The 26387-nt window shown below is 69.4% G+C and carries 26 protein-coding genes; 13 read left to right on the top strand and 13 right to left on the bottom strand.

Features of this window, described 5'->3' with window-relative positions:
* Window positions 1–11 precede the first annotated feature (11 nt).
* Genes T8K17_RS06450 through lpxK form a run of 3 tightly spaced genes read left to right on the top strand, consistent with a single transcriptional unit; the run spans window position 12 to window position 2961 of the window.
* Window positions 12–728, top strand: coding sequence for a lysophospholipid acyltransferase family protein (locus tag T8K17_RS06450; RefSeq protein ID WP_322333679.1), 717 nt, complete (start codon window positions 12–14; stop codon window positions 726–728).
* Window positions 725–1996, top strand: a complete 1272-nt coding sequence (locus T8K17_RS06445; protein ID WP_322333678.1) for a 3-deoxy-D-manno-octulosonic acid transferase — start codon at window positions 725–727, stop codon at window positions 1994–1996. The genes T8K17_RS06450 and T8K17_RS06445 overlap by 4 nt, the downstream gene beginning before the upstream one ends.
* Window positions 1993–2961, top strand: coding sequence for a tetraacyldisaccharide 4'-kinase (gene lpxK / locus T8K17_RS06440; protein WP_322333677.1), 969 nt, complete (start codon window positions 1993–1995; stop codon window positions 2959–2961). The genes T8K17_RS06445 and lpxK overlap by 4 nt, the downstream gene beginning before the upstream one ends.
* A gap of 3 nt (window positions 2962–2964) precedes the next feature.
* Here lpxK and T8K17_RS06435 read toward each other — a convergent pair whose 3' ends face one another.
* Together T8K17_RS06435 and xseA are read right to left on the bottom strand one after the other, a co-directional pair.
* Entirely contained in the window at window positions 2965–3777 is an 813-nt protein-coding gene (locus T8K17_RS06435; protein WP_322333676.1) for a M23 family metallopeptidase, read from the bottom strand.
* Window positions 3777–5309, bottom strand: coding sequence for an exodeoxyribonuclease VII large subunit (gene xseA / locus T8K17_RS06430; protein WP_322333675.1), 1533 nt, complete (start codon window positions 5307–5309; stop codon window positions 3777–3779). Before xseA ends, T8K17_RS06435 begins: the two co-directional genes overlap by 1 nt.
* Before the next feature lie 108 nt (window positions 5310–5417).
* Between xseA and T8K17_RS06425 the strand changes: the two genes are divergently transcribed.
* Entirely contained in the window at window positions 5418–6437 is a 1020-nt protein-coding gene (locus T8K17_RS06425) for a class I SAM-dependent methyltransferase (RefSeq protein ID WP_322333674.1), read from the top strand.
* Between the two features lie 99 nt (window positions 6438–6536).
* A complete protein-coding gene (gene purD, locus T8K17_RS06420; RefSeq protein ID WP_322333673.1) occupies window positions 6537–7808 on the top strand; it encodes a phosphoribosylamine--glycine ligase in 1272 nt (423 codons plus the stop codon).
* Window positions 7809–7815: 7 nt separating this feature from the next.
* Here the strand turns inward: purD and T8K17_RS06415 are convergent, their stop codons facing one another.
* Window positions 7816–8568, bottom strand: coding sequence for a helix-turn-helix transcriptional regulator (locus tag T8K17_RS06415; protein WP_322333672.1), 753 nt, complete (start codon window positions 8566–8568; stop codon window positions 7816–7818).
* 87 nt (window positions 8569–8655) lie between these two features.
* Here T8K17_RS06415 and T8K17_RS06410 point away from each other — a divergent pair, with 87 nt between their 5' ends.
* Complete coding sequence (locus tag T8K17_RS06410; RefSeq protein WP_322333671.1) at window positions 8656–9828, top strand: MFS transporter; 1173 nt, start codon at window positions 8656–8658, stop codon at window positions 9826–9828.
* On the opposite strand, the gene T8K17_RS06405 is transcribed toward T8K17_RS06410, so the two are convergent.
* A complete protein-coding gene (locus T8K17_RS06405) occupies window positions 9825–10229 on the bottom strand; it encodes a hypothetical protein (protein WP_322333670.1) in 405 nt (134 codons plus the stop codon). The two genes, T8K17_RS06410 and T8K17_RS06405, sit on opposite strands and share 4 nt — an antisense overlap.
* Window positions 10230–10347: 118 nt before the next feature.
* Between T8K17_RS06405 and T8K17_RS06400 the strand changes: the two genes are divergently transcribed.
* Window positions 10348–12171 (top strand): GGDEF domain-containing protein, encoded by a 1824-nt coding sequence (locus T8K17_RS06400; RefSeq protein WP_322333669.1) that lies wholly within the window; start codon window positions 10348–10350, stop codon window positions 12169–12171.
* 30 nt (window positions 12172–12201) lie between these two features.
* Here the strand turns inward: T8K17_RS06400 and T8K17_RS06395 are convergent, their stop codons facing one another.
* The gene (locus tag T8K17_RS06395; RefSeq protein ID WP_322333668.1) at window positions 12202–13299 is read right to left on the bottom strand and encodes a DUF2125 domain-containing protein; all 1098 of its coding nucleotides are present in this window, start codon (window positions 13297–13299) and stop codon (window positions 12202–12204) included.
* Window positions 13300–13375: 76 nt separating this feature from the next.
* On the opposite strand from T8K17_RS06395, the gene T8K17_RS06390 reads away from it, so the two are divergent.
* Complete coding sequence (locus T8K17_RS06390) at window positions 13376–13969, top strand: gamma-glutamylcyclotransferase (RefSeq protein WP_322333667.1); 594 nt, start codon at window positions 13376–13378, stop codon at window positions 13967–13969.
* Here the strand turns inward: T8K17_RS06390 and T8K17_RS06385 are convergent.
* Window positions 13966–14454 (bottom strand): nucleoside deaminase, encoded by a 489-nt coding sequence (locus T8K17_RS06385; protein WP_322333666.1) that lies wholly within the window; start codon window positions 14452–14454, stop codon window positions 13966–13968. The genes T8K17_RS06390 and T8K17_RS06385 overlap by 4 nt on opposite strands.
* 89 nt (window positions 14455–14543) lie before the next feature.
* Here T8K17_RS06385 and T8K17_RS06380 point away from each other — a divergent pair, with 89 nt between their 5' ends.
* Window positions 14544–15665, top strand: coding sequence for a pseudouridine synthase (locus tag T8K17_RS06380; protein WP_322333665.1), 1122 nt, complete (start codon window positions 14544–14546; stop codon window positions 15663–15665).
* The gene (rsmD, locus tag T8K17_RS06375) at window positions 15631–16209 is read left to right on the top strand and encodes a 16S rRNA (guanine(966)-N(2))-methyltransferase RsmD (RefSeq protein ID WP_322333664.1); all 579 of its coding nucleotides are present in this window, start codon (window positions 15631–15633) and stop codon (window positions 16207–16209) included. The genes T8K17_RS06380 and rsmD overlap by 35 nt, the downstream gene beginning before the upstream one ends.
* Before the next feature lie 162 nt (window positions 16210–16371).
* Here the strand turns inward: rsmD and T8K17_RS06370 are convergent, their stop codons facing one another.
* The 3 genes from T8K17_RS06370 to T8K17_RS06360 all read right to left on the bottom strand — a co-directional run bounded on the left by T8K17_RS06370 (window position 16372) and on the right by T8K17_RS06360 (window position 18816).
* The gene (locus tag T8K17_RS06370; protein WP_322333663.1) at window positions 16372–17409 is read right to left on the bottom strand and encodes an L-idonate 5-dehydrogenase; all 1038 of its coding nucleotides are present in this window, start codon (window positions 17407–17409) and stop codon (window positions 16372–16374) included.
* Window positions 17410–17420: 11 nt separating this feature from the next.
* Window positions 17421–18302, bottom strand: a complete 882-nt coding sequence (locus tag T8K17_RS06365) for an isocitrate lyase/PEP mutase family protein (protein WP_322333662.1) — start codon at window positions 18300–18302, stop codon at window positions 17421–17423.
* Window positions 18303–18576: 274 nt separating this feature from the next.
* A complete protein-coding gene (locus T8K17_RS06360) occupies window positions 18577–18816 on the bottom strand; it encodes a DUF1674 domain-containing protein (protein WP_322333661.1) in 240 nt (79 codons plus the stop codon).
* Window positions 18817–18926: 110 nt separating this feature from the next.
* Here T8K17_RS06360 and htpX point away from each other — a divergent pair, with 110 nt between their 5' ends.
* Window positions 18927–19793, top strand: coding sequence for a zinc metalloprotease HtpX (htpX, locus tag T8K17_RS06355; RefSeq protein ID WP_322333660.1), 867 nt, complete (start codon window positions 18927–18929; stop codon window positions 19791–19793).
* A gap of 308 nt (window positions 19794–20101) precedes the next feature.
* On the opposite strand, the gene T8K17_RS06350 is transcribed toward htpX, so the two are convergent.
* Entirely contained in the window at window positions 20102–21046 is a 945-nt protein-coding gene (locus T8K17_RS06350) for an IS110 family transposase (protein WP_322330493.1), read from the bottom strand.
* Window positions 21047–21263: 217 nt separating this feature from the next.
* Window positions 21264–22049 carry a 3-oxoadipate enol-lactonase gene (gene pcaD / locus T8K17_RS06345; protein WP_322333659.1) on the bottom strand — a complete coding sequence of 262 codons (786 nt, stop codon included), beginning with the start codon at window positions 22047–22049 and terminating at the stop codon, window positions 21264–21266.
* 168 nt (window positions 22050–22217) lie between these two features.
* Here pcaD and T8K17_RS06340 point away from each other — a divergent pair, with 168 nt between their 5' ends.
* Window positions 22218–24623, top strand: coding sequence for an ATP-binding protein (locus tag T8K17_RS06340; protein ID WP_322333658.1), 2406 nt, complete (start codon window positions 22218–22220; stop codon window positions 24621–24623).
* Between the two features lie 6 nt (window positions 24624–24629).
* Here T8K17_RS06340 and T8K17_RS06335 read toward each other — a convergent pair whose 3' ends face one another.
* Window positions 24630–25250: a nitroreductase gene (locus T8K17_RS06335; RefSeq protein ID WP_322333657.1), complete on the bottom strand. Its 621-nt coding sequence runs from the start codon at window positions 25248–25250 to the stop codon at window positions 24630–24632.
* A gap of 203 nt (window positions 25251–25453) precedes the next feature.
* Between T8K17_RS06335 and T8K17_RS06330 the strand changes: the two genes are divergently transcribed.
* Window positions 25454–25675 (top strand): hypothetical protein, encoded by a 222-nt coding sequence (locus T8K17_RS06330; RefSeq protein ID WP_322333656.1) that lies wholly within the window; start codon window positions 25454–25456, stop codon window positions 25673–25675.
* Between the two features lie 26 nt (window positions 25676–25701).
* Here the strand turns inward: T8K17_RS06330 and T8K17_RS06325 are convergent, their stop codons facing one another.
* Entirely contained in the window at window positions 25702–26370 is a 669-nt protein-coding gene (locus T8K17_RS06325) for a glutathione S-transferase family protein (protein WP_322333655.1), read from the bottom strand.
* Between the last annotated feature and the right edge of the window lie 17 nt (window positions 26371–26387).

The following is a 26387-nucleotide window of genomic DNA, read 5'->3' as shown; positions in this document are numbered from 1 at the left end:
CCGCCGAACCCATGTTGAAATCCGTCCTGAAGAGCGATGCGGGCACCGCCGTGCTCACCTGGATGCTGCGCGGCTATCTCCGCCTGCTGCTGGCCACGATCCGGGTGGAGCAGCGGGTCGATCCGGCGGCGGCGGCGATGCTGGAGACCGGCAAGCCGTTTCTCGCGGCCTTCTGGCACAACCGGCTCGGGCTGATCGCCGCCGGCTGGAGCCGGGGCCGCCCGCTCGCCATGCTGCACTCCCCCCATGGCGACGGCCGCATGCTGGGCAAGGCCCTCGCCGCCTTCGTGTCGCGCCCGATCGAAGGGTCGACCCGCCGCAACCCCGGCAGCGCCCTGCGCGGCATGATGCGGGCGCTCAACGATGGGATCCCGGTCGGCATCACCCCCGACGGCCCCCGCGGTCCGCGGATGCGATGCCAGCCCGGCGTGGTGGAGGCGGCGCGGATCTGCGGGGTTCCGGTGATCCCGGTCGCCTGCAGTTCCCGCCCCCGATTCCAGGCCAGGTCCTGGGACCGCTTTCTCGTGCCGCTGCCCTTCACCCGGGGGATCGTGGTCTTCGGTCCGCCCATCGACGTGACCGAGGCGGCGGCCGACCGCGAAGGGTTCCGCCTGCGGATCGAGGAGGCGCTGAACCGGGTGACCGACGAAGCCGACCGGGCGCTTGGCCTGGAGCCGATCCCGCCGGCGGCGGCGAAACCCGCCGCGAAGCGCGGAACCGCCCCATGATCCTGTCGCTCTACAAGGGCCTGGCGACCGCCCTGGGACCGGCGATCGACGCCTATCTCGACCGGCGGGTGGCGCGCGGCAAGGAGGATCCCCGCCGGTTGGACGAACGCCGCGGCGTCGCCGACCGGCCCAGGCCCGACGGCCCTCTGGTCTGGCTGCACGCGGCCAGCGTGGGCGAAGCGGTCGGGCTGCTCACCCTGATCCGCGCCCTGCGCCAGACCCGGCCCGATCTGACGCTGCTGATGACCACCGGCACCACCACCTCCGCCGACGCCATGGCCAGGCGCCTGCCCGAGGGCGTGATCCACCAGTTCGTGCCGGTCGACCGCCCGGCCTGGGTCGGCCGCTTCCTCGACCATTGGCGCCCCGATCTCGGCATCTGGATGGAATCCGACCTGTGGCCGACCCTGGTGACCGAGGCGGACGGGCGCGGCATTCCGCTGGTCATCGTCGACGGCCGGCTGTCGGTCGGCGCGTTCCAGCGCTGGCGCCGGATGGGATGGCTCGCCCGCCCGCTGTTCGGCGCCTTCGATCTGGTGCTGGCGGCGAGCGCCGATCAGGCGCGGCGGTTCTCCGCCCTGGGCTGCGCCGACGTCCGCTATGCCGGCAATCTGAAGGCTGCCGGCGATCCGCCGGAGGGCAACGAGGCGCTGACCGCGGAAATCCGCGCCGCCGTCGCCGGGCGCCCGGTCTGGCTCGCCGCCAGCACCCATCCGGGCGAGGACGCGGTGGTGCTCGACGCCCATGCCCGGCTCGCCTCCGGACGACCAGACCTGCTGACGGTCATCATCCCCCGCCACGTCACCCGGGCCGACGAGATCGCCGGGTTGATCCGGGCCCAGGGCCTGACCGCCGCGCGCCGGTCCGCGGGCGAGACGGTGACCTCCGGCACCGCCGTCTATCTCGCCGACACGATGGGCGAGGTGGCCGGGTTCTACTCCGCCATCCCGGTGACCTTCCTCGCCGGGTCCCTGGTGCCGGTCGGCGGGCACAACCCGATCGAGCCGGCCCATTGCGGGACCGCCCTCGTCTTCGGGCCGCTGATCCCCAACAACCGGGATGCCGCCGACGCCCTGCTCGCCGCCGACGCCGCGCGGGAGGTGACGGACGCCGAGAGCCTGGCCCAGACCGTCGGCGCGCTGCTCGACTCGCCCGAGTCGGCCGCCGCCATGGGCGGGCGGGCGCGGGCCGTCGCCGCCGAGGGGCGCGCGGGCCTCGTCCGGATCCTCGACGCGCTGACCCCGCTCCTTCCGGGCGGGCCCCGATGAAGGCCCCCGGCTTCTGGACGACCGGCGGCTGGCCGGCGGCTGCCCTCGCCCCGGCAAGTTGGCTGTGGCGTCTCGGCGCCCAGATCCGCAGGGCCACAACCACAACTTACCGTCCGGCGGTGCCGCTGATCTGCGTCGGCAACGCCACCGCCGGCGGCGCGGGCAAGACCCCGACGGTCCTCGCCGTCGCCGCCGAGCTGATCGTCCGCGGCAGCCGGGTCGGCCTGCTGTCCCGTGGCCATGGCGGCACCCTGAGCGGGCCGGTCCGTGTCGATCCGGCGGTCCATGGCAGTGCCGAGGTGGGCGACGAGCCGCTGCTGCTGGCCGCCGCCGCCCCAACCGTGATCGCCCGGGACCGGGCGGCCGGCGCGCGGCTTCTGGAGGAGATCGGCATCGACGTCATCGTCATGGACGACGGGCTGCAGAACCCGTCCCTGATCCCCACGCTCAGTCTTCTCGTGGTCGACGGCGGGGCGGGGATCGGCAACGGCCAGCTGATGCCCGCCGGCCCCCTGCGCGAGCCCTGGGACGCCGCCCTGCAGAAATCCGCCGCCGTGGTGCTGATCGGCGACGACCGGACCGGGATCGCCACACGGGTGGGCGACCGGCGGCCGCTGCTGCGCGCCGTTCTGGAGCCGTCGCCGGCCTCCCTCACTCTGCGCGGTCAGCGCGTTCTCGGTTTCGCCGGGATCGGCCGCCCGGATAAGTTCCGCGAAACCCTGACCGAGATCGGCGCCGAACTGGTCGGGTTTCAGGCTTTCGCCGATCACCACGCCTACCGGCCGCTGGAGGTCATGGAACTGGTCGAGCGCGCGGTGGGCCTGAACGCCATCCCGGTCACCACCGCGAAGGACGCGGTGCGCCTGCCGCCGGAGGCCCGGCCGATGGTCACGGTCGTGGACGTGTCGCTGAGCTGGCGGGATCCGGCGGCGATCGCCGCCCTGCTCGACGGGATGACGCCGTAGCGTCTACTGGCCGGGCATCGGCGGGACCACGAAAGCCGGGTCCAGACGCCGGTCGTACCAGTTCATCCGCCAGTCGAGATGCGGGCCGGTCGCCCGGCCGGTCGCCCCGACCGTGCCGATCACGGTGCCCTGCCTGATGTGCTCTCCGACCTTCACCGCGACGCTGTCCATATGGATGAAGGTGCTGGACAGGCCGTGGCCGTGGTCGAGGATCAGGGTGCCGCCGGTGTAGTAGTGGTCGGTCGCCGACAGGGTCACCAGACCGTCTGCCGGCGCCACCACCGGCGTGCCTTTGGGGACCGCGATGTCGATGCCGTAATGGGGCTGGCGCGGCTGGCCGTTGAGGATCCGCTGGCTGCCGTACACGCCGGAGATCGGTCCGGTGACCGGCCAGATGAAGCCGGAGCGGAAATCGGACTCGACCCGGTCGGCCGCCCGCGCCGCCTTCACCTCGGCCTGATCGCGCTGGATCCGGTCCAGCACCTCCTTGGGCGGGGTCACCATGGTGTCCGGCAGGCCGTCGATGCGCTGAATCCTGAACTCGCGCGGCGCCACATCGAGGGTCCGGGTCTCCGCCGAGCCGTCCGGCGCGGTGATCACCAGGGTGGAGGTCACCGGCGCATCCCGGTGGAACCCGAAGACGAAGACGCCGTCGCGGTCGACCACCACCGGAATGCCGTCCAGCACAAGCTTTGTGCCCGGATCGGTCTTGCCGAACACCACACCGCCCTGAGTGAAGCTTCCGTTGAAGGTGGTCTCCGCCCGCGCCACCGTCGACAGCAGGAGGAGACAGGCGATCGCGAGGAACCGGCGCATCAGAACAGGGTCTCCTGGGTGGGGGTGGGGGTGTCGGACGAGGATGCCGGTGTCGGTTTGGCCTTGGGCTTAGGTTTCGCCCCGCCGCCCCCGGAGGGTCCGGACCCGGCGCCGATGACCGCCGAGGTCTCGCCGTCCCGGAACCGCAGGGACACCGTCTGACCGGCGCTGGTCTCGGCGGCGGATTTCACCGGCGCGCCGGACTCGTCGCGCACCAGGGCGAAACCGCGTTCCAGCACGCGCTCGAAGGAATTGGCGTTGAGGAGCTTCTCCAGGGAATCGACTCGAGTCTTCTCTACCTTCAAACGCCGGTCGTAGGCCGCCTCAGCTCTGCGCAAATATCTGTCTAGTTCCCGGGCGCCGTCGACCACGGAGCGCTCGATCGGTCCGACCCGCAAACCGCGCGCCACCGTGTCGAATCGTCCCCGGGTGCGGGCCAGGATCTCCGCCGGCGAGGGGATCGGCCGGTCGACCGCATATTTCAGCCGGTCGAGCAGAGCGGTGATCCGGCTCAGCGAGGTGCCCGAGGCATAGTCCAGCCGCTGCTGCGCCTGCTCGATCCGAGCGCCCGGGTCGCCGAGCCCACGGGCCAGTCCGGAGACGATGGTCCGACCCTCGTTCAGCCGGCGGCTGACGGCGCCGGTCAGCCGGGCGGTGTCCTCGGCGATGCGGGCAATCAGGTCGGTGCGCACCGGCACCGCCATCTCGGCCGCCGCGGTCGGGGTCGGCGCCCGGCGGTCGCTGGCGAAGTCGATCAGGGTCGTGTCGGTCTCGTGGCCGACGGCGGAGATCAGCGGGATATCCGAGCCGGCGGCGGCGCGCACCACCTCCTCCTCGTTGAATGCCCAGAGATCCTCCAGGCTGCCGCCGCCGCGCGCGACGATCAGCAGGTCCGGACGCGGCATCGGCCCGCCCTGCTCCGGCAGGCTGTTGAAACCGCGGATGGCGCGGGAAACCTGATCCTTCGCCGCGTCGCCCTGGACCAGAACCGGCCAGACGATGACATGCACCGGGAAGCGATCGGCCAGCCGGTGCAGGATGTCCCGGATCACCGCCCCGGTCGGCGAGGTGACCACGCCGATGACGCCGGGCAGGAACGGGATCGGCCGCTTGCGGTCGGCGTCGAACAGGCCCTCGGCGGCGAGCCGCTTGCGTCTGTCCTCCAGCAGCTTGAGCAGCGCGCCCTCGCCCGCCAGCTCCATCTGCTCGATGACCATCTGGTACTTGGAACGGCCGGGATAGGTGGTCAGCTTGCCGGTGGCGATGACCTCCATGCCGTCCTCGGGCTGGATCGACAGCCGCTGGGCCGCTCCCTTCCAGCACACGGCATCGAGCACCGCGTTCTCGTCCTTGAGCGTCAGATAGACGTGGCCGGAGCCGGCGCGCATGGGCCGCGACACCTCTCCGCGCACCCGCACGCGCTCGAAACTGGATTCCACCGTGCGTTTAACCGCCAGGCTGATCTCGCCGACGGAGAACTCCGGCAGGTTTCCGACGGTGTCGGATCCGGGAGGTGGGGCTGCGTCTTCCATGGGTCTCCGTAACACCGATCGGCCGCCGTCGTCACGGGGCAACGAATTCTATTTCCGGCCCCCATTCCCGCATCATCCACAGGGACATGACAACCAATGGAAGATTCGATGACAAACTCCATCGCACAATACGTCCTCCAGGGCGATTTCCGGGCCGCCAGCGCCGTCGCCCGCGAGCAGGGCCTGCCGTCCTATGCCGAACTCGTCAGGACGGCGGAGTTTCTCTCCGCCACCGCCTGGCTCGCCACGGACGCCCCGGACCCGCACATCCGCGAAGAGGCGGAGCGGGTGCTGCGCGCGGTCGCCGCGATCTCTCCCCGTTGGGTGGAGAATGCGGTACCGCGAGCCCCGGTTCCCGAGCTCATGCCCCGCACCAAGGCAGCATTCGACAGCTTGATGGTCCGGGCTCTGGGGGATCGCGGATATTACCATCCGGTCAGCCTGCCCGGCCTCGACGGCCCCGTCCCACCAAGCCGCTTCAACGCACCGGACCGCAGCGGGGCCTATCACACCACGGAATGGACCCTGGCCAGGCCGCTGCTGGAGCGGGCCTGCGGCGGCAGTCTGCGCGACCGGGTGATCGTCGATGCCGGATGCGCCGACGGCTTCTTCTCCCTCAACCTCGCCCGCGCGGGAGCCCGGGTCGTCGCCCTCGACGTCGCGGTCACCATGGCCCTGCGCACCGCCACCTTTTGCGCCCTCAACGGCCTGGGCGACCGGGTGACCGTCCAGCTCGGCCCGGCCCAGGATCTGCCGGCGATCCTCGACCGCCTGCGCGCGGCATTTCCCGGACTGGAGCGCGTCGATGCCGTCTGTGCGCTGGGGCTGATCTATCACTTCGACGACATGACCGGCCCGCTGACCGCACTGACCGGGCTCGGCGCCCCGATTCTGTTCGAGCTGCATGCCTGCCCGCCGGAGGACGAGGCGGCGTTCGACCCGGCCCACCACCGCAATCCGGAGCCGGTGTCCCTGCCCTGGCTCTCCGCCTGGCTGCGACGGTCGGGGTTCGACACGGTGCCGGAACCCCGCTGGCGTGCGGCGGCCGAAGCGCTCGCGGACCGGCCCCGAATTCTGCGCCACGAGATGCTTCTCGCCCTGCCGGCGGCGGACCGGCCGGCGGAATGACGACGGTGTGGCATGGCCCGGCGGCACGGCGTATGGTCCGCGCCTGCCGCCGGACAGGCCGCGCGGCGGGATGAAGGATCGGACCTGGAGAAGCCTGACATGCGCATTCTGGTCGTGGGTTCCGGCGGGCGCGAGCATGCCCTGTGCTGGGCCATCGCCGCCTCGCCGCTGGTGACGAAGCTGTTCTGCGCCCCCGGCAATGCGGGCATTGCGCGCGAGGCCGAATGCGTGCCCATCGGCGTGGACGACCATGACGCCCTGGTGGCCTTCTGCACGGACTCCGCCGTCGATTTCGTGGTGGTGGGCCCGGAAGGGCCGCTGGTCGCCGGCCTGGTCGACAGGCTGGACGCCGCCGGCATCAAGTCCTTCGGTCCGACGGCCGCCGCCGCCGTGCTGGAAGGCTCCAAGGCCTTCACCAAGGACTTCTGCACCCGCCACGACATTCCGACCGCCGCTTATGGCCGCTTTACAGATCCCGAGGCCGCCAAGGTCTATATCCGCGAGCAGGGTGCGCCCATCGTGATCAAGGCCGACGGGCTGGCCGCCGGCAAGGGCGTGATCATGGCTGAGACCCTCGACGAGGCTCTGGAAGCGGTCGACGCGATCATGGCCGACCGGGCGTTCGGCGAGGCCGGGGCGGAGATCGTCGTCGAGGAATGGATGATCGGCGAGGAGGCCAGCTTCTTCGCGCTCACCGACGGCAAGGCGATCCTGCCGCTCGCCGGCGCCCAGGACCACAAGCGGGTCGGCGACGGCGATACCGGGCCGAATACCGGCGGCATGGGCGCCTATTCCCCCGCCCCGATCGTCGACGACGCCATGGCCGCCCGCATCGTGAAGGAGATCATCGAGCCGACCGTCGCCGGCATGGCGGCGGAGGGTCGCACCTTCCGCGGCGTGCTGTTCGCCGGGCTGATGATCACCGACGGGGGGCCGAAGCTGATCGAATACAACGTCCGCTTCGGCGACCCGGAATGCCAGGCGCTGATGCTGCGGGTGAAGGGCGACTTCCTGTCCGCCCTGATCGCCACCGCCGACGGCCAGATCGACCACTTCCACCTGCGCTGGCACGACGACACCGCGCTCTGCGTGGTCATGGCCGCCAACGGCTATCCGGGCGCCTACGAGAAGAATACGGTCATCGCCGGCACCGAGGCGGTGGAGAGCGACGACGTGGTCGTGTTCCATGCCGGCACCACCAAGGGCGAGGACGGCAGCCTGCTGGCCACCGGCGGCCGGGTGCTGGGGGTGACCGCCATCGGCAAGGACGCCTCCGAGGCTCGGACACGGGCCTATGCGGCGGTGGACGGGATCGATTGGCCCGGCGGGTTCTGCCGGCGCGACATCGCCTGGCGGGCGCTGCAGGGCTGAGCCCCGGTCACCGGCCGGACGCGGCCCGCGCCTCGGCCACGAATTGCCGCGGCGTCTTGCCGGTGACAGTGCGGAAGGCATGGGCGAAGGCGCTGGGCGTCTCGAAACCCACGTCATAGGCGACGGCCGTCACCGGACGCCCCTCGCAGAGCCGTTCGATGGCCACCAGGATCCGGGAGTGACGCCGGAGTTCGCGGAAGGTCATTCCGGTCTGCACCCGCACCGCCCGGATCAGGCTGCGCTCGGAAAAGCCCAGCCGCTTCGCCCATTGCGCCAGCGTCATCGGATCCGCCGGATCGGTGTGGAGATGCGCCAGCAGGTCCGCGACGCGCGGATCGGCCGGATAGGGCAAGCGCAGCGGCGGCAGACCCGCCTCCGCAATCTCATGGAGCAGCACAGCCAACAGAGCCGGCCTCAGCCCGGCCTCGCCGCCTTCTGCGAGCCGGACCAGCACCTCACGCAGCAGCGGCGAGACGGAGACCATCCGCACATCGACCGGGACGCCCGGACAGGCCGGGCTCAGATAGGCGGTGCGCATGCCGACCTCGCCGTCGCAGCGAATCGCGTGCTCGACCCCGGCGGGAATCCACAGGGCGCGGCCGAGCGGCAGGAACCACAACCCGCCGCCGGACACCACCCGCATCGCGCCCGATATCGCGTGGATAAGCTGATGTGCGGGATGGGCGTGCGCGTCGATCGCGGTGCCGGACCCATAGGTCAGGGCAAAACCGGACACGTCGCGCCGGGTCGGATCTGGCATCTGAGGGTCAGTATCGGACATTCTGTCGACAGACAGTAAGGCACCGTCCCGGCAGGCTGCAACGACGATCCCCAGCCGAGGTCCGCCATGTCCCGCACCGAGCTGTCGCTCTTCGTCAACGCCGCGCATTTCCTGACGCACTACGCGCTTCTGATCTTTCCCACCGCCGCCCTGGCCATCGCGCCGTCCTGGGACGTTCCCTACGGGGAGGTGCTGCTTCTGGGCTCGCCGCTCTACATCGCCTTCGCGCTCGGCACCCTGCCGGCCGGATGGCTGGGGGACCGGGTGGACCGGGTGGTGCTGATCGCCGTCTTCTTTCTCGGCATCGGTGGCGCATGCCTCTGGATCGCCCTGTCCGACAGCCCCTCAGGCCTCGCGGCCGGGCTCGGCGCCCTCGGTCTGTTCGCCGCGATTTATCATCCGGTAGGCCTCGCCCTGCTCACCGACGGGGGTGTGCGGTCGGGCCGGGCGCTGGCGGTCAACGGCGTGTTCGGCAATCTGGGTCTCGGCGGCGCCGCGGCGGCGACCGGCGTACTGGCCCAGGCCGGGGGATGGCATCTGGCCTTCGCCGTGCCGGCCGCCGCGTCGATCCTGCTCGGCGCTCTGCTTCTGGCCCGGGCGGGGCTCCGCGCCGACCGGCGCACCGACGGCCGGAGCGACGGGACGACGGCGCCGACGGCGTCACCCGTCCGCCCGCATCAGAAGACCGTCTTCGTGGTGGTCTGCATATCGGCGCTGCTCGGCGGGCTGATCTTCAACATGATCTCGGTTTCGCTGCCGAAATACTTGGACGAACGACTGGCGCAGGACGGTGCCGGACTGGCCTGGATCGGCCTGTCCGCGGGAGCCGTCTTCTCGGTGGCCGCCGTCGCGCAACTGCCGGTGGGGGAACTCCTGGACCGGATCGGCGCCAGACCGGTTCTCACCGCCCTGCTCGCGGTGCAGGTGGTTCTATTCCTGGGCATGGCGCAGGCGACGGGATGGGTCGCCCTGGTGCTGGCACTGCTGGCGGTGACGGCCCTGTTCGCCGAAATCCCGGTGACCACCTGGCTGCTCGGCAGGCACCTGGCGCCCGGCATCCGCTCCCGGGCGATCTCGGTGGAGTATACCCTGTCCCTGGGGGTGGGGTCGGTCGCCGCTCCGGTCTTCGCCCTGCTTCACGGGGCCGGCATCGGCTTCTCGGTTCAGTTGATCGGCCTGGCGCTGGCCGCGGCCATCGTCCTGGCTGCGGCGCGCCGGCTCCCGGCGGAGAACGGCTAACCGTCGCGCTTCGGCATCAGTTCCTTCTTCAGGGCCCCCCAGTCCCAGCCGACCACGCGGGAGCGGTGCAAGCCCTCCGGCAGGTTCGTGTGGGCCGTCGATCCGGCAAGCAGCACGCCCACGAGATTCAGGTTCGCGCGTTTGGCGAATTTGACCTCTTCGTTGACGTTCCTGCTCACCCCGGACATCGGCGTCACCAGAACCAGGCCGATTTTGGCCGCGCGCATCCGTTCGGTGACCACGACCTCCTTGGCCCTGGGATCCAAATCCTCACGTTTTGATGCGCCCGTCACCTGCACCGGCCAGTTCTGTTCCGCCATCTCGTGGAGAAATTTTCGAGCGGTCAGCCGCTCGCGTTCGAGATCGAAGATGACGTGGATGCAGGTAACGTCGTCAGCCATTGTTTGATGCAACTTTTCCGAAAAATTACCGTTGAGCTCAACCGGCGCCGTTAAGGTTTGATTAGGGATTTCTGTGTCTCATGTCGCCAGACCGTCAAGCCTAGCGGACGAGAGACAGATGCATCGAGCCGACGCAGACCTTCTCGCTGGGGCGCTTGACGCGTCCACGCCGAGCAATGACCGGGCCGAGGACACAGAGCGATTGCTCGACGCGGTCGACAACACGCTTTTGTACGCGTTCCAGCCGATCGTCAACATCGATACCGGAATCGCCTTCGGCTACGAAGCGCTGCTCCGCGGGGTCGATCGGGCCGGATACGCCTCCATCGCCGCCTTCTTCGACACGGCTCACGCATATGGCGTGCTGGAGGAAGTCGAGCGGCGCCTGCAGCGCAAGGCGGTCGAGGCCTTCCTGAAGCTGCCGAGCCGGACCGCCATCCTGTTCCTGAACGTCGACGCCCGCCTGCTGGCCTCGGGCGGCCGCACGATCATCGACGGGATGGCGGCCGCCATCGCCGCCAGCGGACTGAGCGCGGACCGGTTCTGCCTGGAACTCCCAGAGACCCAGGATATCGTGGCCGGCGACGAGGCCCTGGCGGTTATGCACCAGATCTCCGGCGCCGGCGTCCGTCTGGCCCTGGACGATTTCGGACAGGGGTATTCGAGGCTCCGGCTGCTGCATGAGCTGCAGCCGAACTTCGTGAAGATCGACCGGTATTTCGTGAACGGCGTCTCCGCCGATCCCAAGCGCCGGCTGTTCCTGTCGCGGCTGGTCGACATCATGCATGTCTTCGGCATCGCCATGGTCGCCGAGGGCGTGGAGACGGAGGCGGATTTCCGCACCTGCAAGGATCTGGGCTTCGACTACGCCCAGGGCTACCTGATCCAGAAGCCGACCACCGATCTCGATCACGTCCTGTCGCTCTACCCGATCGTCGCCGGCATCAACGCAAGGGAGCGGCGCAACCGGTCGACCGACAAGTCGCGGGTTCAGGGCCATCTGGAGATGCTGCCGACCATGTCCATCGACCTGCCCATGGTCGAGGTGTTCGACATGTTCCGCCAGCACCGGGACCTGAGCGTGATCCCCGTGGTGGACCAGGCCGGGGTTCCCGTCGGGGTGGTCGGCGATGCCGACCTGAAGGGCTACGCCTATTCCCCATTCGGCCGCGACCTGATCGCGAACAAGGCCTACGGCCGCTCGCTGCGCGATCTGGTGCGCTCCTGCCCGACCGCCAGCGTCGACATGCCCATCGAGAAGATCCTGGAGATCTTCGCCCACCGCTCGGACGCGCCGGGCATCCTGATGGTGGAGCGCGGCCGCTATGCCGGGTTCATGAGCTCGACCGCGCTGCTCAAGGTCCTGCACGAGAAGACCGTCGCCGCCGCCCGCGACCAGAATCCCCTCACCCGGCTGCCGGGCAACCTCTCCATCGGGGACTGGGTCAACGATGCGCTGGAGGATCTGGAGACCGGCATCGTCCTGGCCTATTTCGACTTCGACAGCTTCAAGCCGTTCAACGACACCTACGGCTTCCGCAACGGCGACCGGGCCATCCAGCTCTTCGCCGAGCTGCTGCAGAAGCATGCCGCGACCCAGGACGCCTTCGTCGCCCATATCGGCGGCGACGATTTCTTCGTCGGCTTCCGCACCGACGATCCCGACCTGGTGGCGAAACAGGTCGCCACCCTGATCCAGCGCTTCGCCCACGACGTCGAGAGCTTCTACGATGCCGAAACGCGGGAACGGGGCTTCCTGGAGATGCGGGGACGCGACGGTCGGCTCAACCGCTACGGCCTGCTGAGCGTCAGCGCCGGCCTCCTGAACCTCCGGCCGGGCCGCAACGAGGTGCCGATCGACACGGTGATGGACGTGATCGCCCGGCTGAAGAAGGAAGCCAAACAGGCATCCAGCGGGATGGCCGTCAGCACCCTCGGCTGACGCCACCCGGAGGCGCGGCCGGGAAATCGGTCAGCGGACCAGGGACGGCACTTTCAGGATCTTGAACGGCCCGATGGCCAGGCGGCCGTCCTGCACAGTCAGCGGCGCGCGCACCGAGGGCGAGCCGCCTTCGCTGCCCGTGCGCGAGAACGCCGCCGTGGCCAGCCGCAGCAGGGTCGCCACGTCCTCCGCCAGCAGACCGCGATCCACCGCCCGGTCGATCATCGCCGGCAGGCCGCGCACCTCGGCCGAGGCCGCCCCTTCCGGCCGCATCATGCCGTCCAGGGTCAGGGTGCCGTCGGCCGTCAGGTCCATGGGCCGCCAATTCAACCCGAGATGCTCCACGTCGACGACGCCGCCCGCGTCCCGCCACAGGGCGAGCGAGGCCGGGTCGAGCGAGATCGGCAGCGGTCCCCGGACGCTGGCGCGGATCCGGCCGTCGGCCGGTCCCTCGAACGGCAGGTTCGGGGTCAGCAGATCGGTCGGCTGCAAGGCATCGGCCGAGATGAAGAACTGCAGCGTGGCCGGGAGGCCGCTGCCGTCGTCCGTGGGCGAGGGATCCGCCTCGACGACCAGTCGCTCGGCCCGGGCGATGACCCGCCGCTCGCGGTCGACCGCCACCGCCTGGCGCAGGTCCAGCGCCAGATCGTCCAGCGCCCCCGGCACGAAGCTGATTTCCCCATCGGCGCTCGCCGCCGTCAGCCCGACCGACATGGACGGCGCCTGCCAGGACCCGGTGACCGGTCCCGGACTGTCGAGCTTCAGGGTGAGCGGCTCCCACGGCCGGGCGGAGATCACCAGCCGGTCGGTCGCGGTCATCAGGTCGCGCTGACCGTCGGTCCTGCCCCAGGCCACATCCGCGTAGGTGAAGCGGATCCGCAAGGGAAAGCCGTCTAGTTCCCGGTCGCCATGAGTCAGCCGGTCGCCGACCGACCGGCGATAGTCCATCCAGCCGTCGATCGACGCCCGAAGCTGAATCGACAGGAGCACCCAGCCGACGCTCCAGGCGATCGCGGCGAAGGCGAGGACGGCGAAGGCGATCATCGCCCAGAATCGCCGGCGGCTCGGCCGCCCGGGCGGCGGGCGACGATCGGAAACAGGGTCGATGGGGTCGCTTGCGGTGGTCATGACCAGGGCCCAGGTGCTTGGATGAGCACAATACGGATCGGGATCGCGACGGGGAAGAGTTGTGGATGCGCATACCGTGACAGGCCAGGATGGCAGCATTGAGGCCGGCGACATCTGGGTCTTCGGCTACGGTTCGCTGATGTGGCGGCCGGGCTTCCACCACGTGGAGCGGGCCGACGCGCTGCTGCGCGGCTACCGGCGCCGGCTCTGCGTGGTCTCGCGCCACCATCGCGGCACGGCGGCACGGCCCGGACTGGTGATGGGCCTCGACCGCGGCGGCGCCTGCCGGGGTGTCGCCTACCGGGTGCCGGAGGCGGGCGTGCCGGAGACACTGGCCTATCTCGACGAGCGCGAGATCGCCCATTACCCGGTCTACCGGCGCAGCATGGTGACCGTCGATCTCGGCGGCGGCAGGCGGCAGCGGGCGGTGACCTATATCGTCGACCGGCGCGAGGCAGACTACGCCGGCGCCCTGACGGTGGAGCAGCAGGCGGCCATCGTCGCCGGCGCCCACGGGCTGTCGGGCCCGAACCCGGACTACCTGCGCCAGACGGTGGCCAAGGTCCACGCCATGGGCCTGCGCGACCGCTCTCTGGAGGCGGTGCTGGCCGCGCTGACCGAACCGTCCGCCGCCACGGAGGAAATCGCCCGCCTGACCCTGGGCTATTAGCGCCGGGCGGCGAAGAAATCCTTCAGCAGCAGGGAGGCGGCCGTTTCCTCCACCCCGCCGATCACCTCCGGGCGGTGGTGGCAGGTCGGCTGGGTGAAGATGCGCGGACCGTGCTCCACCCCGCCGCCCTTGGGATCGTAGGCGCCGAAGGTCAGCCGGCGGATGCGGGCATGGGCGATCGCCTGGGCGCACATCGCGCAGGGCTCCAGCGTCACCACCAGATCGCAGTCCACCAGCCGCGGTGTGCCGAGGATCTGCGCCGCCGCGCGCAGGGCGAGAATTTCCGCATGGCCGGCCGGGTCGGGCGGCGCTTCCACTTGGTTATGGGCCCGGGCGATCACCCGGCCCGCCGAGTCAAGCACCACCGCGCCGACCGGCACCTCGCCGGCCTCGGCGGCGAGCCGGGCCTGCTCCAGGGCGATGGCCATCGGGGTGGTCGGGGCGCTCATCCGGCCTGGATAGGGCGTGCGGCGGCGCCTGTCCATGCCGCTCGCGCCCGTTACCCCTGTGCGCAGCAACGCCCCTGTGCGCAGCAACATTGCGGTTCGCGCCCGCGCGCGGTACACGCTGAACGATGAACGCACCCCGCAAACCCGCCGACAGATCCTCAGACAAGCCCGCCGGCCGCCCCGGCAGGCCGGCACCGCGTCCGATCGCCGAGCTGGAAGCCCTGTTCGAGGAACAGCGCGGGACCGAACGGATCGCCAAGCGCCTGGCCCGGGCCGGCCTGTGCTCGCGCCGGGATGCCGAGCGCTGGATCGCCGAAGGCCGCGTGGCGGTCGACGGCACGCTGCTGGACAGTCCTGCGGTCACCGTCACCGACGAGAGCGAGATCGTGGTCGACGGCAAGCCGCTGCCGAAGATCGAGCCGCCGCGCCTGTGGCGCTACCACAAGGACCGGGGCACGGTGACCACCGCCCGAGATCCCGAGGGCCGCAAGACGGTCTTCGACTCGCTGCCCGCCGACATGCCCCGGGTGGTGACGGTCGGCCGCCTCGACCTGGACAGCGAGGGACTGCTGCTGCTGACCAACGACGGTGGGTTGGCACGTTATCTGGAACTGCCGTCGACCGGCTGGACCCGGCGCTACCGGGTGCGGGTCTTCGGACCGCTGGACGAGAAGGCGCTGGCCGGACTGAAGCGCGGCGTGACGATCGACGGGGTCGCCTACGGTGCCATCGACGTCACCATCGACAAGGCCTCGCGCACCAATTCCTGGCTGACCGTCGGGATCAAGGAAGGCAAGAACCGCGAAATCCGTCGGGTGATGGAGTATCTGGGGCTGACCGTCAGCCGGCTGCTGCGGATCTCCTACGGCCCGTTCCAGCTCGGCGACATTCCACCCAATGGGGTGGAAGAGGTGAAGACCCGTGTGCTGAAGGGCCAGCTCGGCCTCGATATCGGCGACGAGACCGGTCGGGCCAAGGCCAAGCCGAAACGCACCGGCACCAAGCCGCCGGGCGGGAAAGAGGGGCCTGCAAAGTCGGGATCCGCAAAGCCTGGCTCCGCCAAGCCGGCGCCGGGGAAGCCTGTTTCCGGGAAGCCGGGCCCGGCGAAGTCCGCCGCCGCGAAGCCCCCTTTCGGAAAGCCGACGCCCGCCAAGGGCAAGGGCGGCCCCGGTCCGGCCAAGTCTGACGCGCCACGCAACAAGGACGGAAACCGTGCGGATCATCGCCGGAAAACACCGCGGAACTAACCTGCTCTCGCCGGAAGGCCTGGACACCCGCCCCACCCCGCAGCGGGTGCGCGAGGCGGTGTTCAGCATGCTGGAAAGCGGCCGCTTCGGCACGGTCCTGCGCGACCGGGTGGTGCTCGACCTGTTCGCCGGCACCGGCGCCATGGGCCTGGAGGCCCTCTCCCGAGGCGCGGAGCGGGTGGTGCTGGTGGACAACCACCCGACCGCCCTGGATGCGCTGCGGGCCAATGTGGAGAAGCTGCGGGTGGGCGGCCGCGCCCAGGTGCGCTCAGGCGACGCGACCCGCTGGCACGAACGCGCGCTGGTCGGCTGCGGGGTGATCTTCATGGATCCGCCCTACGGCAGCGAAGCCTGGGTCCCGGCACTGGCGGCGGCGCTGAAGGGCGGCTGGATCGGCGACGACACGGTGGTGGTGATCGAGACCGACAGGCGCGAGCGCACTGAGATCCCGGACGGGTTCGAGGTGCTGGACGAGCGGACCTACGGCCGCGCGCGCATCCTGATGCTGGGCAGGGCGTCGGACGGGTCCGACGAGAGCGAATAGACGCTCCCTCCCCCTCCCCGTCATCCCGGACCGTCCCCGGGCTCGACCCGGGGCGGGGCCGGGACCCGGCCGCAGCACCAGCGAGGTCCCGGGCCGCCCCCGGATCGGGTCCGGGGTCTCCCGGGATGACGGCTGGGAAAGATCGGACGCGGGCACGCCCCCTCAGAACCGGATCTGCACCTTCATCGCCTGCTTTCGATCCGCCGCCGTCCGGAAGGCCGTCATCGCGTCCTCGATCGGGAAGTTGTGGCTGAGCAGCGGACCGGTGTCGATCCGTCCCGACGCCAGCAGCGCCACCGCGGTGGGAAATTCCCGGGCGAAACGGAACGAGCTCTTCAGGGTCAGCTCCTTCACCATCACGTAATCCGCCGCGACCGTGATCTTCGGGTCGGCATAGGTCCCGACCTGGACCAGCAACCCGCCGGGCGCCAGCGCCTCCAGGCAGGAGCGCTGGGCATGCGGGTTGCCGGAACACTCGAAGGCCACGTCGAAGCGCCCGCGCGGATGGGCCGGGTCAGAAAGCCCGTCCGGCGTCTTGGCCACATTCACCACCCGGGTCGCGCCCAGCGCCTCCGCCGCCTTGAGCGGCTCGTCCATCACGTCGGTGATCACCGTCTCCACCGCCCCGCCCAGGCGGGCCACCACCAGACACAGGGCGCCGATCGGACCCGCCCCGGTCACCAGCACCCGGCGGCCGAGCATCGGCCCGGCATGGCCGGCGGCGTGCAGGCAGACCGACAGCGGCTCGGCCAGGGCGGCCACACCCGGATCGGTCCCGGCCGGCACCGTCACGCATTGCCGCGCATGGGTGGCGTAGGTCTCCGCGAACAGGCCCTGGGCATGGGGGAACCGGCGCGAGGAGCCTAGGAACACCATGTCGGCGCAGAGGTTCTCCCGCCCGGAACGGCAGTAGTCGCAGGTGCCGCAGGGATGGCTCGGATTGATCGCCACCCCGTCGCCGACCGCCAAGCCCTCCACTCCGGGACCGACCTCGGCGATACGCCCCGCCGCCTCGTGCCCGAGAACGAAGGGCTCGCGCACCGGGAAGTCGCCCATGCGCGCGTGGTGGAAGTAATGGAGGTCGGAGCCGCAGATGCCCCCAGCCTCGACCCGCACCCGGACCTCGCCCTCGCCGAGCGGCCGTTCATCCCGGGGCTCGACCCGAAGATCCTCGATGCCGTGCAGAACGGTCGCGCGCATGGCTTCGCCCCCTACTCGGCCGCCTGGCTCTTGGTTTCGAGATCGGCATGGTCGCGCTCGAACTTCCACACGTCCTCGAAGCCCATTGCCTTGGAGAAGGTCATGAAATCGGCGATCGGCACCTCCAGCTCGGTCGACGCGCCGGTGCGCTTCAGGGTGGAATAGACCGAGTTCAGCGCGTGTCCGACGGCGAGGAACCCGGCGGCCGGATAGATCGCGAGCTGATAACCGATCTCGGCATACTGCTCGGCGGTGAGCACGGGGGTCTTGCCGCCCTCCACCACGTTGACCAGCAGCGGCAGGTCGAAGCGCTTGCCGATGATTTCCATCTCCTCGACGGATTCCGGAGCTTCGACGAAGAGGATGTCGGCACCGGCCTTGGCGAAGGCGTCGGCCCGGCGCAGCGCCTCGTCCAGTCCGTGGGCGGTCCGGGCGTCGGTGCGGGCGATGATCAGGAAGTCGGTACTGTCCCGCGCCTCGGCCGCGACCTTGATCTTGGCCGCCGCCTGGTCGATGGGAATGACCTTGCGGTTCGGCGTGTGGCCGCATTTCTTCGGGAATTCCTGGTCTTCCAACTGGATCGCCGCAGCCCCGGCGCGCTCATAGCCCTTGACCGTGTGGTCGACGTTCAGCAGCCCGCCATAGCCGGTATCGCCATCGCAGATCAGCGGCGCGGAGGACAGTTCGGACAGGGTACGCACCCGCTCGACCATGTCGCGGTAGGAGGCAAGGCCGGCATCGGGCAGACCCAGATGCGAGGCGACCGTGCCGTATCCAGTCATGTACAGCGCGTCGAAGCCCATGGCATCGGCGAGCCGCACCGACACGCCGTCGAACACGCCGGGTGCGGTGAGCAGCTTGCCCTTCTGGAACTTGCTCTTGAGGGTGGCCATTTCCGTTCATCCTCCCGTGGATCCTGTTTGCCGGGAGGGTACGCCGAGGCGGGCGGCGATCAAAGGTGCAGAAACGCAAGGCGGGTTTCGGGAGATTTGGCTCCCCGCCTCCGCCCTCTTTCACTCACTCCCCGGACTTATTCCGGGGGAAGCCCAACGGATTGCGCGCAGCTCACCCAGAGATCCAAGGTCTTCACATGGCTCATCCGATCAGCCCGGAATAAATCCGGGGAGTGAGAAGAGGGAATGAAGGAAGGCGAAAAGGAAAGCGCCCTCAGAAATCCGTCGTCCGGCCCTTGTGTTCCCAGTCGCCGAAACGGGTCGGCTCGGGGCCGTTATAGCCGCCGCGCTCGGGCGGCAGGTCCTTGGCGGCGGCGCGGGGATCGAGCTGGGCCGGCACGGCCACTTCCTCGCCCGGCGCGGGGATGCGCTTCGCACGGGCGGGGGCCGTCGGGGCCTCCTTGGTCTGCGGGACGGAGACCTGGCGGAACTGGGGCTGCTTCGGATCGTTCATAAGCTGCCGATATAGGGCGTTCGGCGCCGTTTCGCCAGATCTTGAAGGGCCGGTTGCGCCCCCACACATTCAGTTTCGTTTCACCGACATCGACAACGGAGAGCACCGGCATGGTTCGGGTCAGCCTGATGATCGCCGCGCTGACGGCGCTGTTCATGGGAGTGGGCTATCTGCTCGGCGGCAGCGGCGGCATGGTGATCGCCCTGCTCCTGGCCGGCGGCATGAACCTGTTCGCCTACTGGAACTCCGACAAGATGGTCCTGCGGATGCACGGCGCGCGGCAGATCGGCCGCACCGAGCTTCCGTGGTTCCACGACATGATCGGCCAGCTCGCCCAGCGCGCCGATCTGCCCATGCCCAAGGTCTATGTGATCGACCAGGACCAGCCGAACGCCTTCGCCACCGGCCGCAACCCGGAGAACGCCGCCGTCGCCGCCACCACCGGCCTGCTGCGCAATCTCTCCCACGAGGAGATCGCCGGGGTCATGGCCCATGAGCTGGCCCATGTGAAGAACCGCGACACCCTGATCATGACCATCACCGCAAGCATCGCCGGCGCGATCTCGATGCTGGCCAACATGGCGATGTGGAGCTCGTTCCTGGGCGGCAACCGCAACAACCCGATGGGCATCATCGGCGTGCTGGCGATGACCATCCTCGCGCCGCTGGCCGCCACCCTGGTGCAGATGGCGATCAGCCGGGTGCGGGAATACGACGCCGACCGGATCGGCGCGGAGATCTGCGGCCGGCCGCTCTGGCTCGCCTCGGCGCTGCAGAAGCTCGAGGACGGGGCGCGGCGGATCGACAACCACGCCGCCGAGAACAATCCGGCGACGGCACACATGTTCATCGTGAACCCGCTTCACGCCCATGCCCTGGACGGCCTGTTCGCCACCCACCCGCCGATGCGCGAGCGCATCGCCCGGCTGAAGGCGATGGCGGGGCAGGACACGCCCCAGCGCGGGCCGTGGGGCTGAGAGGGGCAGGCGTCCCCCAATTCCGACTTCCTGGAAGCGCCGCAGGCGCTCTCCAGGACCGTGCCGCGGACGTTTCGGAAGCACGATCCTGGATCAAGTCCAGGAAGTCGGTTTGAGGGGAAGTCGGTTTGGGGGACGTCGGTTTTGGACGAAAGGCGGGTTTTTTGGAATGTGTGAGTACAGACAGCAGCTCCCACTCTACCTCCTGCCGTCATCCCTGCTGCCGTCATCCTGAACTCGCTTCAGGATCAACGCACCGGCGCCGCAAGCAGCTCGGTCCTGACTTTCGTCAGCGACTGTGATCTTGGTCAAGCGACTTGCCATGGCTTTTGATCTCTGACGATGGCGTTGAGGATGGTAAGCAGCTTTCTGGCGACGGCGATGAGGGCGACCATCTTGGGCTTTCCTGCAGCGATCAGTCTGGCGTGGAAGGCCTTGAGGGTAGGGTTGTAGCGCGCGCCGACCATGGCTGCGACGAACAGGGCGGTGCGTACGCTCGCGCGTCCGCCGCCGATGAAGGCTTTGCCGCGCCAAGTTCCCGATTGGCGCGTCCACGGTGCCAGCCCCGCCAGGGAGGCGATCTGGCGCCGGTCCAGTCGGCCGAGTTCGGGCAGATCGGCGAGCAGGGTGCGGGCGGTGGCCGGACCGATGCCGGGCACGCTGCGCAGCAGATCCTCCTGTGCCTGCCAGACCGGCGAGCCGCGGACCTGGTCGTCGATCTCGCGGTCGACCTCGTTCAGTTCCTTCTCCAGGGCCGTGATCAGACGCAGGATCGAGCGCCGCACCCGCGGTTCCGTGAGGCGGCTCTGACGCTGGCGCTCGGCGGCGATCATCGACACGATCTGCCGTCGCCGGGCCACCAGATCGGCCAGCAGGCGGCCGGACGCATCGGGCAATGCGCGCGGCTCAGGCCGGGTCGCCGCCAGGAACCGGGCGATCATCTCCGCATCGATCGGATCGGTCTTCGCCCGACGTCCCAGCGCCTGGGCGAAGGCCCGGATCTGGCGCGGATTGACCACGACGACCGGCAAGCCCGCCCCGGCCAGACCCGCCGCCACCACCGTCTCGAAGCCGCCCGTCGCCTCGACCCCCACCAGCGTTGCTCCCAGCGCTCCAAGACGCTCGGCCAACGCTGCAATCCCAGCGCCGTCACGCGGCACCGCCTCACATTCGCCCGGCCCTTGCGCGCCGAGCAGGATATGAACATCCAGACGGCTCTTGGAGACGTCGATACCCACGATCACCTGGTCCATCGCTACCCTGCCTTGCCTAAACGGGCTCGCCATATGGCGGCCCCGGCGACTGTTCGGGTTCGAGGGATGAACGGTGGATGGGCAACCTTGCTGACGTTCGGGCTCGCACGCTCCAGGACGACTCGGCGTCCCATCCACCACCGCTTCCGAAACTCTACCAGAAGCGGAAGACGATAAGTTACAAGGACGACGGATCGTTTTGGCTTCGAGTCTCTTTCTAGCCCTTCCCCAGGAACCCGAGCACCGCCTCGTCGAACAGTTTCGGCTGCTCGATATTCGCCAGATGCGCCGCCTCGGGCAGGATCTCGAGCTTCGAGCCCTCGATGCGCTTGTGGATCTCGCGGGCGGCGTCCGGGGTGGTGCCGGGATCGTCGGCGCCGACCACCACCAGGGTGGGGACGGCGATGGCCTGGATGGTCTCGCGCTGATCCATCGACTGGATCGCCCGACAGCAGCCGACGAAGCCGGCCACCGGCGTGTGCAGGATCATCTCGCGCACCTTGTCCACCGCGCCCGGGTCGCGCTTCTGGAACGGCTCGGTGAACCAGCGCATGATCGTCGCGTCGACGACGCCGGCCATGCCGTCCACCGTGGCCGTCTCGATCCGGCCTTCCCACAGCTCCGGCGGGCCCATGTAGCAGGCGGTGTCGCAGAGAACGAGCCGGTCGACCCGCTCGGGATGCAGGGTGGCGAGCCGCTGGCCGACCATGCCGCCCTTGGACAGGCCGCAGAAATCCGTCTTGTCGATGCCGAGATGGTCGAGCAGGCCGATGGCGTCGTCCACCAGGGTCTCGATGCTGTAGGCGCCCTCGGGAGCCGACGACTTGCCGTGGCCCCGGCTGTCGTAGCGGATCACCTTGTAGTGCTTGCGGAAGGCCGGCATCTGCGGGTCCCACATGTGCAGGGTGGAGGCCAGCGAATTGGAGAACAGGATCGGCGGGCCGTCCTCCTTTCCGGAAATCTCGTAATACAGATCGATGCCGTTGATCTTGGCGTGCGGCATGGCGCTTCCCCGCGTGGTGGTTTGTTGATTGGTGCTTTGTCGGGCCGATGGATGGTTTGGGTCTCCGGGTCGGTCCGGTCATTACACCGCCCGTGCGGCCCGGCGTCGAGCCTCGACATTCCGGGCGCCGCGGTGTCGAATGCCCCGGCTCCCGCCCAGAGGATCGATATGCCCATCCCCGCCCTGAACGTCGCCGACCTGTACCGCCACACCGACCTTTCGGGGCTCGGCTTCAAGACCACCAAGGACCTGGAGCCGGTCGATACGCTGATCGGCCAGGACCGGGCGCTGGAGGCGGTGCGCTTCGCCGCCCGGATGCGCGGTCGCGGCTACAACCTCTTCGTCATCGGCCCGAAGGGCTCGGGGAAGCACGCCGCCGTGCGCGGCTATCTGCAGGAGCGGGCGACCCGCTTCCCGTCCGGCGACGACTGGGTTTATGTCAACGACTTCAAGGATCCGCACCGTCCCATCGCCCTGCGCCTGCCGCCCGGGGAAGGTCACAACCTGCACCGGCGCATCGAGAAACTGATCGATGACCTGACCGCCTCCGTGGCCGCCGTGCTCGAAGGCGACGAGTACCGCTCCCGCCGCGAAGCGATCGACCAGGAATTCGCCAAGGAGGGCGAGAAGGCGCTGGAAACCGTCGCGGCCGCGGCGAAGGAGCGCGAGCTGGTCCTGGTGCGCACGGAGCAGGGCTTCGCCGTCGCCCCCGAAGACGGCGGCAAGCCGATGGCGCAGGAGAAGTTCAACGCCTTGCCCGAGGTCCGGCGCGAGCGGCTCCAGGCCTCGATCCAGGAGGTCCAGTCCATGCTGCGCGACGCCCTGCACAAGGCGCCGCTGCTGGAGCGCAACCGCCAGAAGGCGATCCGCACTCTGAATGAGACCGTCGCCCGGTCCATGGTGGACGAGGAGATCGAGGAGGTCCGCGACGGCCTGACGCCGACCGAGGAGCTGGCTGCCTGGCTCGCGTCGCTGCAGCAGGAGCTGGTCGAGAAGATCCACCTCTTCGCCCAGCCGAACGAGGCCAAGCAGGGCCCCGGCCAGACCGATCCCGCGGCCGCCCCCGATCCGCAGCGGCGGTTCCGGGTCAACGTCTTCGTCAGCCACGATCCCGAGGCCGGCGCGCCGGTGATCATCGAGGACCACCCGACCCTGGGACGGCTAGTCGGCCGGATCGAATACCGGGCGCAGATGGGCTCGATGCTGACCGACTTCACCCTGATCCGCCCCGGCGCGCTGCATTGCGCCAATGGCGGCTACCTGCTGATCGACGCGCGCAAGCTGCTGCAGCAACCCTTCGCCTGGGATGCGCTGAAGCGGGCGCTCTACAGCGGCAGCGTCACGATCGAGAGCCCCCAGGACGCGGCCACCACGGCGCTTGCCGTCTCGATCCAGCCGGCCGAGATCCCGCTGTCGGTGAAGGTGGTGCTGTTCGGCGACCAGCAGCTCTACCACATGCTCGCCGCCGCCGATCCGGACTTCGCCGACCTGTTCAAGGTGGCGGCCGATTTCGACGATATCATGGAGCGCGACGCCGAGCACGACGCGCTCTACGCCCGGCTGATCGCCACGATCCAGAAGAACGAGACCCTGCGCCCCTTCGACCGCAAGGCGGTGGAGCGGGTGATCGAGCATTGCTCGCGGCTGGTGTCCGACCGCGAGCGGGTGACCACCCGGGTCGGGCTGATCGCCGACCTCATGCGGGAGGCCGACTACCAGGCCCGCGAGCACAATCACCGGACCGTCGTGGAGGCCGATGTCGAGGCCGCCCTGGAGGCCTATCGCCGGCGCTCCGATCGGATCGAGCGGCGCATGCGCGAGCAGATCCTGGCCGAGACCATGCTGATCGCCACCGAGGGCGAGACGGTCGGCCAGGTCAACGGGCTGAGCGTGCTGCAGATCGGCACCCACGCCTTCGGCCGGCCGACCCGCATCACCGCCCGCGTGCGCCCCGGCAACGGCAAGGTGGTCGATATCGAGCGCGAGGTCGAGCTGGGCGGCCCGCTGCATTCCAAGGGGATGCTGATCCTGCAGGGCTATCTGGCGGCGACCTACGCCACCGACGTCCCGGCCTCGCTGCAGGCCAGCGTGGTGTTCGAGCAGTCCTATGGCGGGGTGGACGGGGACAGCGCGTCGTCCACCGAGCTCTACGCCCTGCTCTCGGCCCTCTCCGAGGTGCCGATCCGCCAGGGCATCGCCGTCACCGGCTCGGTCAACCAGATGGGCGACGTGCAGGCGATCGGCGGGGTGAACGAGAAGATCGAGGGGTTCTTCGACATCTGCGCGGCACGGGGCCTGAGCGGCGACCAGGGCGTGATGATCCCGGCCGCCAATGTGCGCCACCTGATGCTCAAGGAGGAGGTGCGGGACGCGGTCAAGAAGGGCAAGTTCCGGATCTGGGCGGTGTCGAGCATCGCCGAGGGCATCGAGATCCTGACCGGCGTGCCCGCCGGCCCGCGCGGGGCCGACGGCAGCTATCCCGAGGGAACGATCAACGCCAAGGTCGAGGCCAGGATGCGGGCCTTCGCCGACACGCGGCGCCGGTTCGCCCAGCGCGACGCCGCCGAGGGGTGAGCGGCGTCAGGCCCGGGGTTCCGGCCCCGTCCACGCGCTGACCACGTCCTCGTAGGCCGGGCGGCCGCGCTCTGTCGGCGCCTCGGTCGGGGTGCCGATATAGATGAAGCCGATGATGTCGGTCTCCGGGCTGTGGCCGAGCGCTTCCTTCACCGAGGCGTGGAAGGCCGGCCACTCGGTCAGCCACTGGGCGGCGAAGCCGCTGGCATGGGCCGCCACCAGGATGTTCTGGCACAGCGCCCCGCCGGACAGCCGCTGCTCCAGCTCCGGGATCTTGGGGTGGTGCGGGTCGATCTTGGACGTCACCGCCAGAAGGACCGGACTGCGCTGCGGGCGATGGCGTTCCATCTCCACCATCCGCTCCTCGGCATCCGGATTCTCGGCCAGATAGGCCGACGCGAAGACATCGCCCAGGGCGGCCTGGCCGTCCTTCAGCAGGATCTGGACCCGCCAGGGGCCGATCTTGCCGTGATCGGGCACGCGCAGACCGGCGGCGATGATCTTCTTCAGGGTTTCGGCGTCCGGTCCCGGCTCGCCCAGGTTCTTGGCGACGACCGAGCGGCGCGTCAGCAGCAGGTCGAGCGTGTCGGGGGAGGCGGCGGTCGCGAGGGTTTCAGCGACGGACATGTGAACGTGCTCCGATTGAGTATGCCGCGAAGATAGGGTTCCATACCCTCAGGGCAAAGCCCCCATGGCGCAAGATCGTTTTGCGAGTCACTCGCAACACGGATTCAGCGTGGAAATACGCGGTATTTTATGTATTATCGCCCCATCGCCAAAAGGGCGAAGCCCGGCCGACCGGCCCCCCGAAAGAAGTTCGGAGGATTACGATGTTCCAGACCACCATCGCCCGACTGTCCGTCGCAGCCCTGCTTCTTGGCATGCTTGCGGGATGTAATCCCTATGTTTGGGGAGGCGGCGCGCTGGCCGTCGGCCCGCAATTGGCGACGGGACGCAACGGTTTCTACCACCTGAACAAGGTCATGGGGAAACGGTGCTCGGATTCCACCTATTTCGATCGGCCGGTCCACTGCGTGAACGACGCCGACTGAGCGTCCGCTGACGCAGCGGGCTCCGCTCAGAACTCGGCGTCGTCGATCACCATGGGCTCGTCCTCGGCCGCCTCGACCCATTCCTTCATCGCCGGCATCGACCAGATGGCATCGGCATAGGCCTGTTCCTGCTCGCCCAGGTCCACCGCGAAGGTGCGGAAGCGGCTGACCACCGGCGCGTACATGGCGTCGGCGATGGTGAAGTGGCCGAACAGGAACGGTCCGTCCCCGCCATGGCGCGACAGGCAGAGACGCCAGATCGCCTTCACCCGATCGATATCCTCCTGCACACCCGGCTTGCGGCCTTCCTTGGGGAAGGACGAGCGGATGTTCATCGGCATGTTGGCGCGCAGGGCGCTGAAACCGCTGTGCATCTCCGCAGAGACCGACCGGGCCAGGGCGCGGGCCGACCGATCGGCCGGCCAAAGCCCGGCATCCGGCGCCAGCTCGGCAACGTATTCGCCGATCGCAAGGCTGTCCCAGATCGTCAGGTCGCCGTGCACCAGGCAGGGAACGCGACCGGAGGGGGAGTGTTTCAGCAGCTCGCTCTTGGAGCCGGGTTCGCTCAGCGCAATCAGCACCTCATCGGCCTTGAGACCCGCCTGACGGAGGATCAACCAGGCCCGAAGAGACCAACTCGAGTAGTTCTTGTTCCCGATGATCAACGTCAGGGGAAGGTCGGCCGTGTCTGACATAACCTCTCGCCGTTCAG

Origin of the sequence: Thalassobaculum sp. OXR-137 (genome assembly GCF_034377285.1) — a bacterium.
Lineage (GTDB): Bacteria > Pseudomonadota > Alphaproteobacteria > Thalassobaculales > Thalassobaculaceae > Thalassobaculum.
This window is presented reverse-complemented; position numbering and strand designations above follow the sequence as displayed.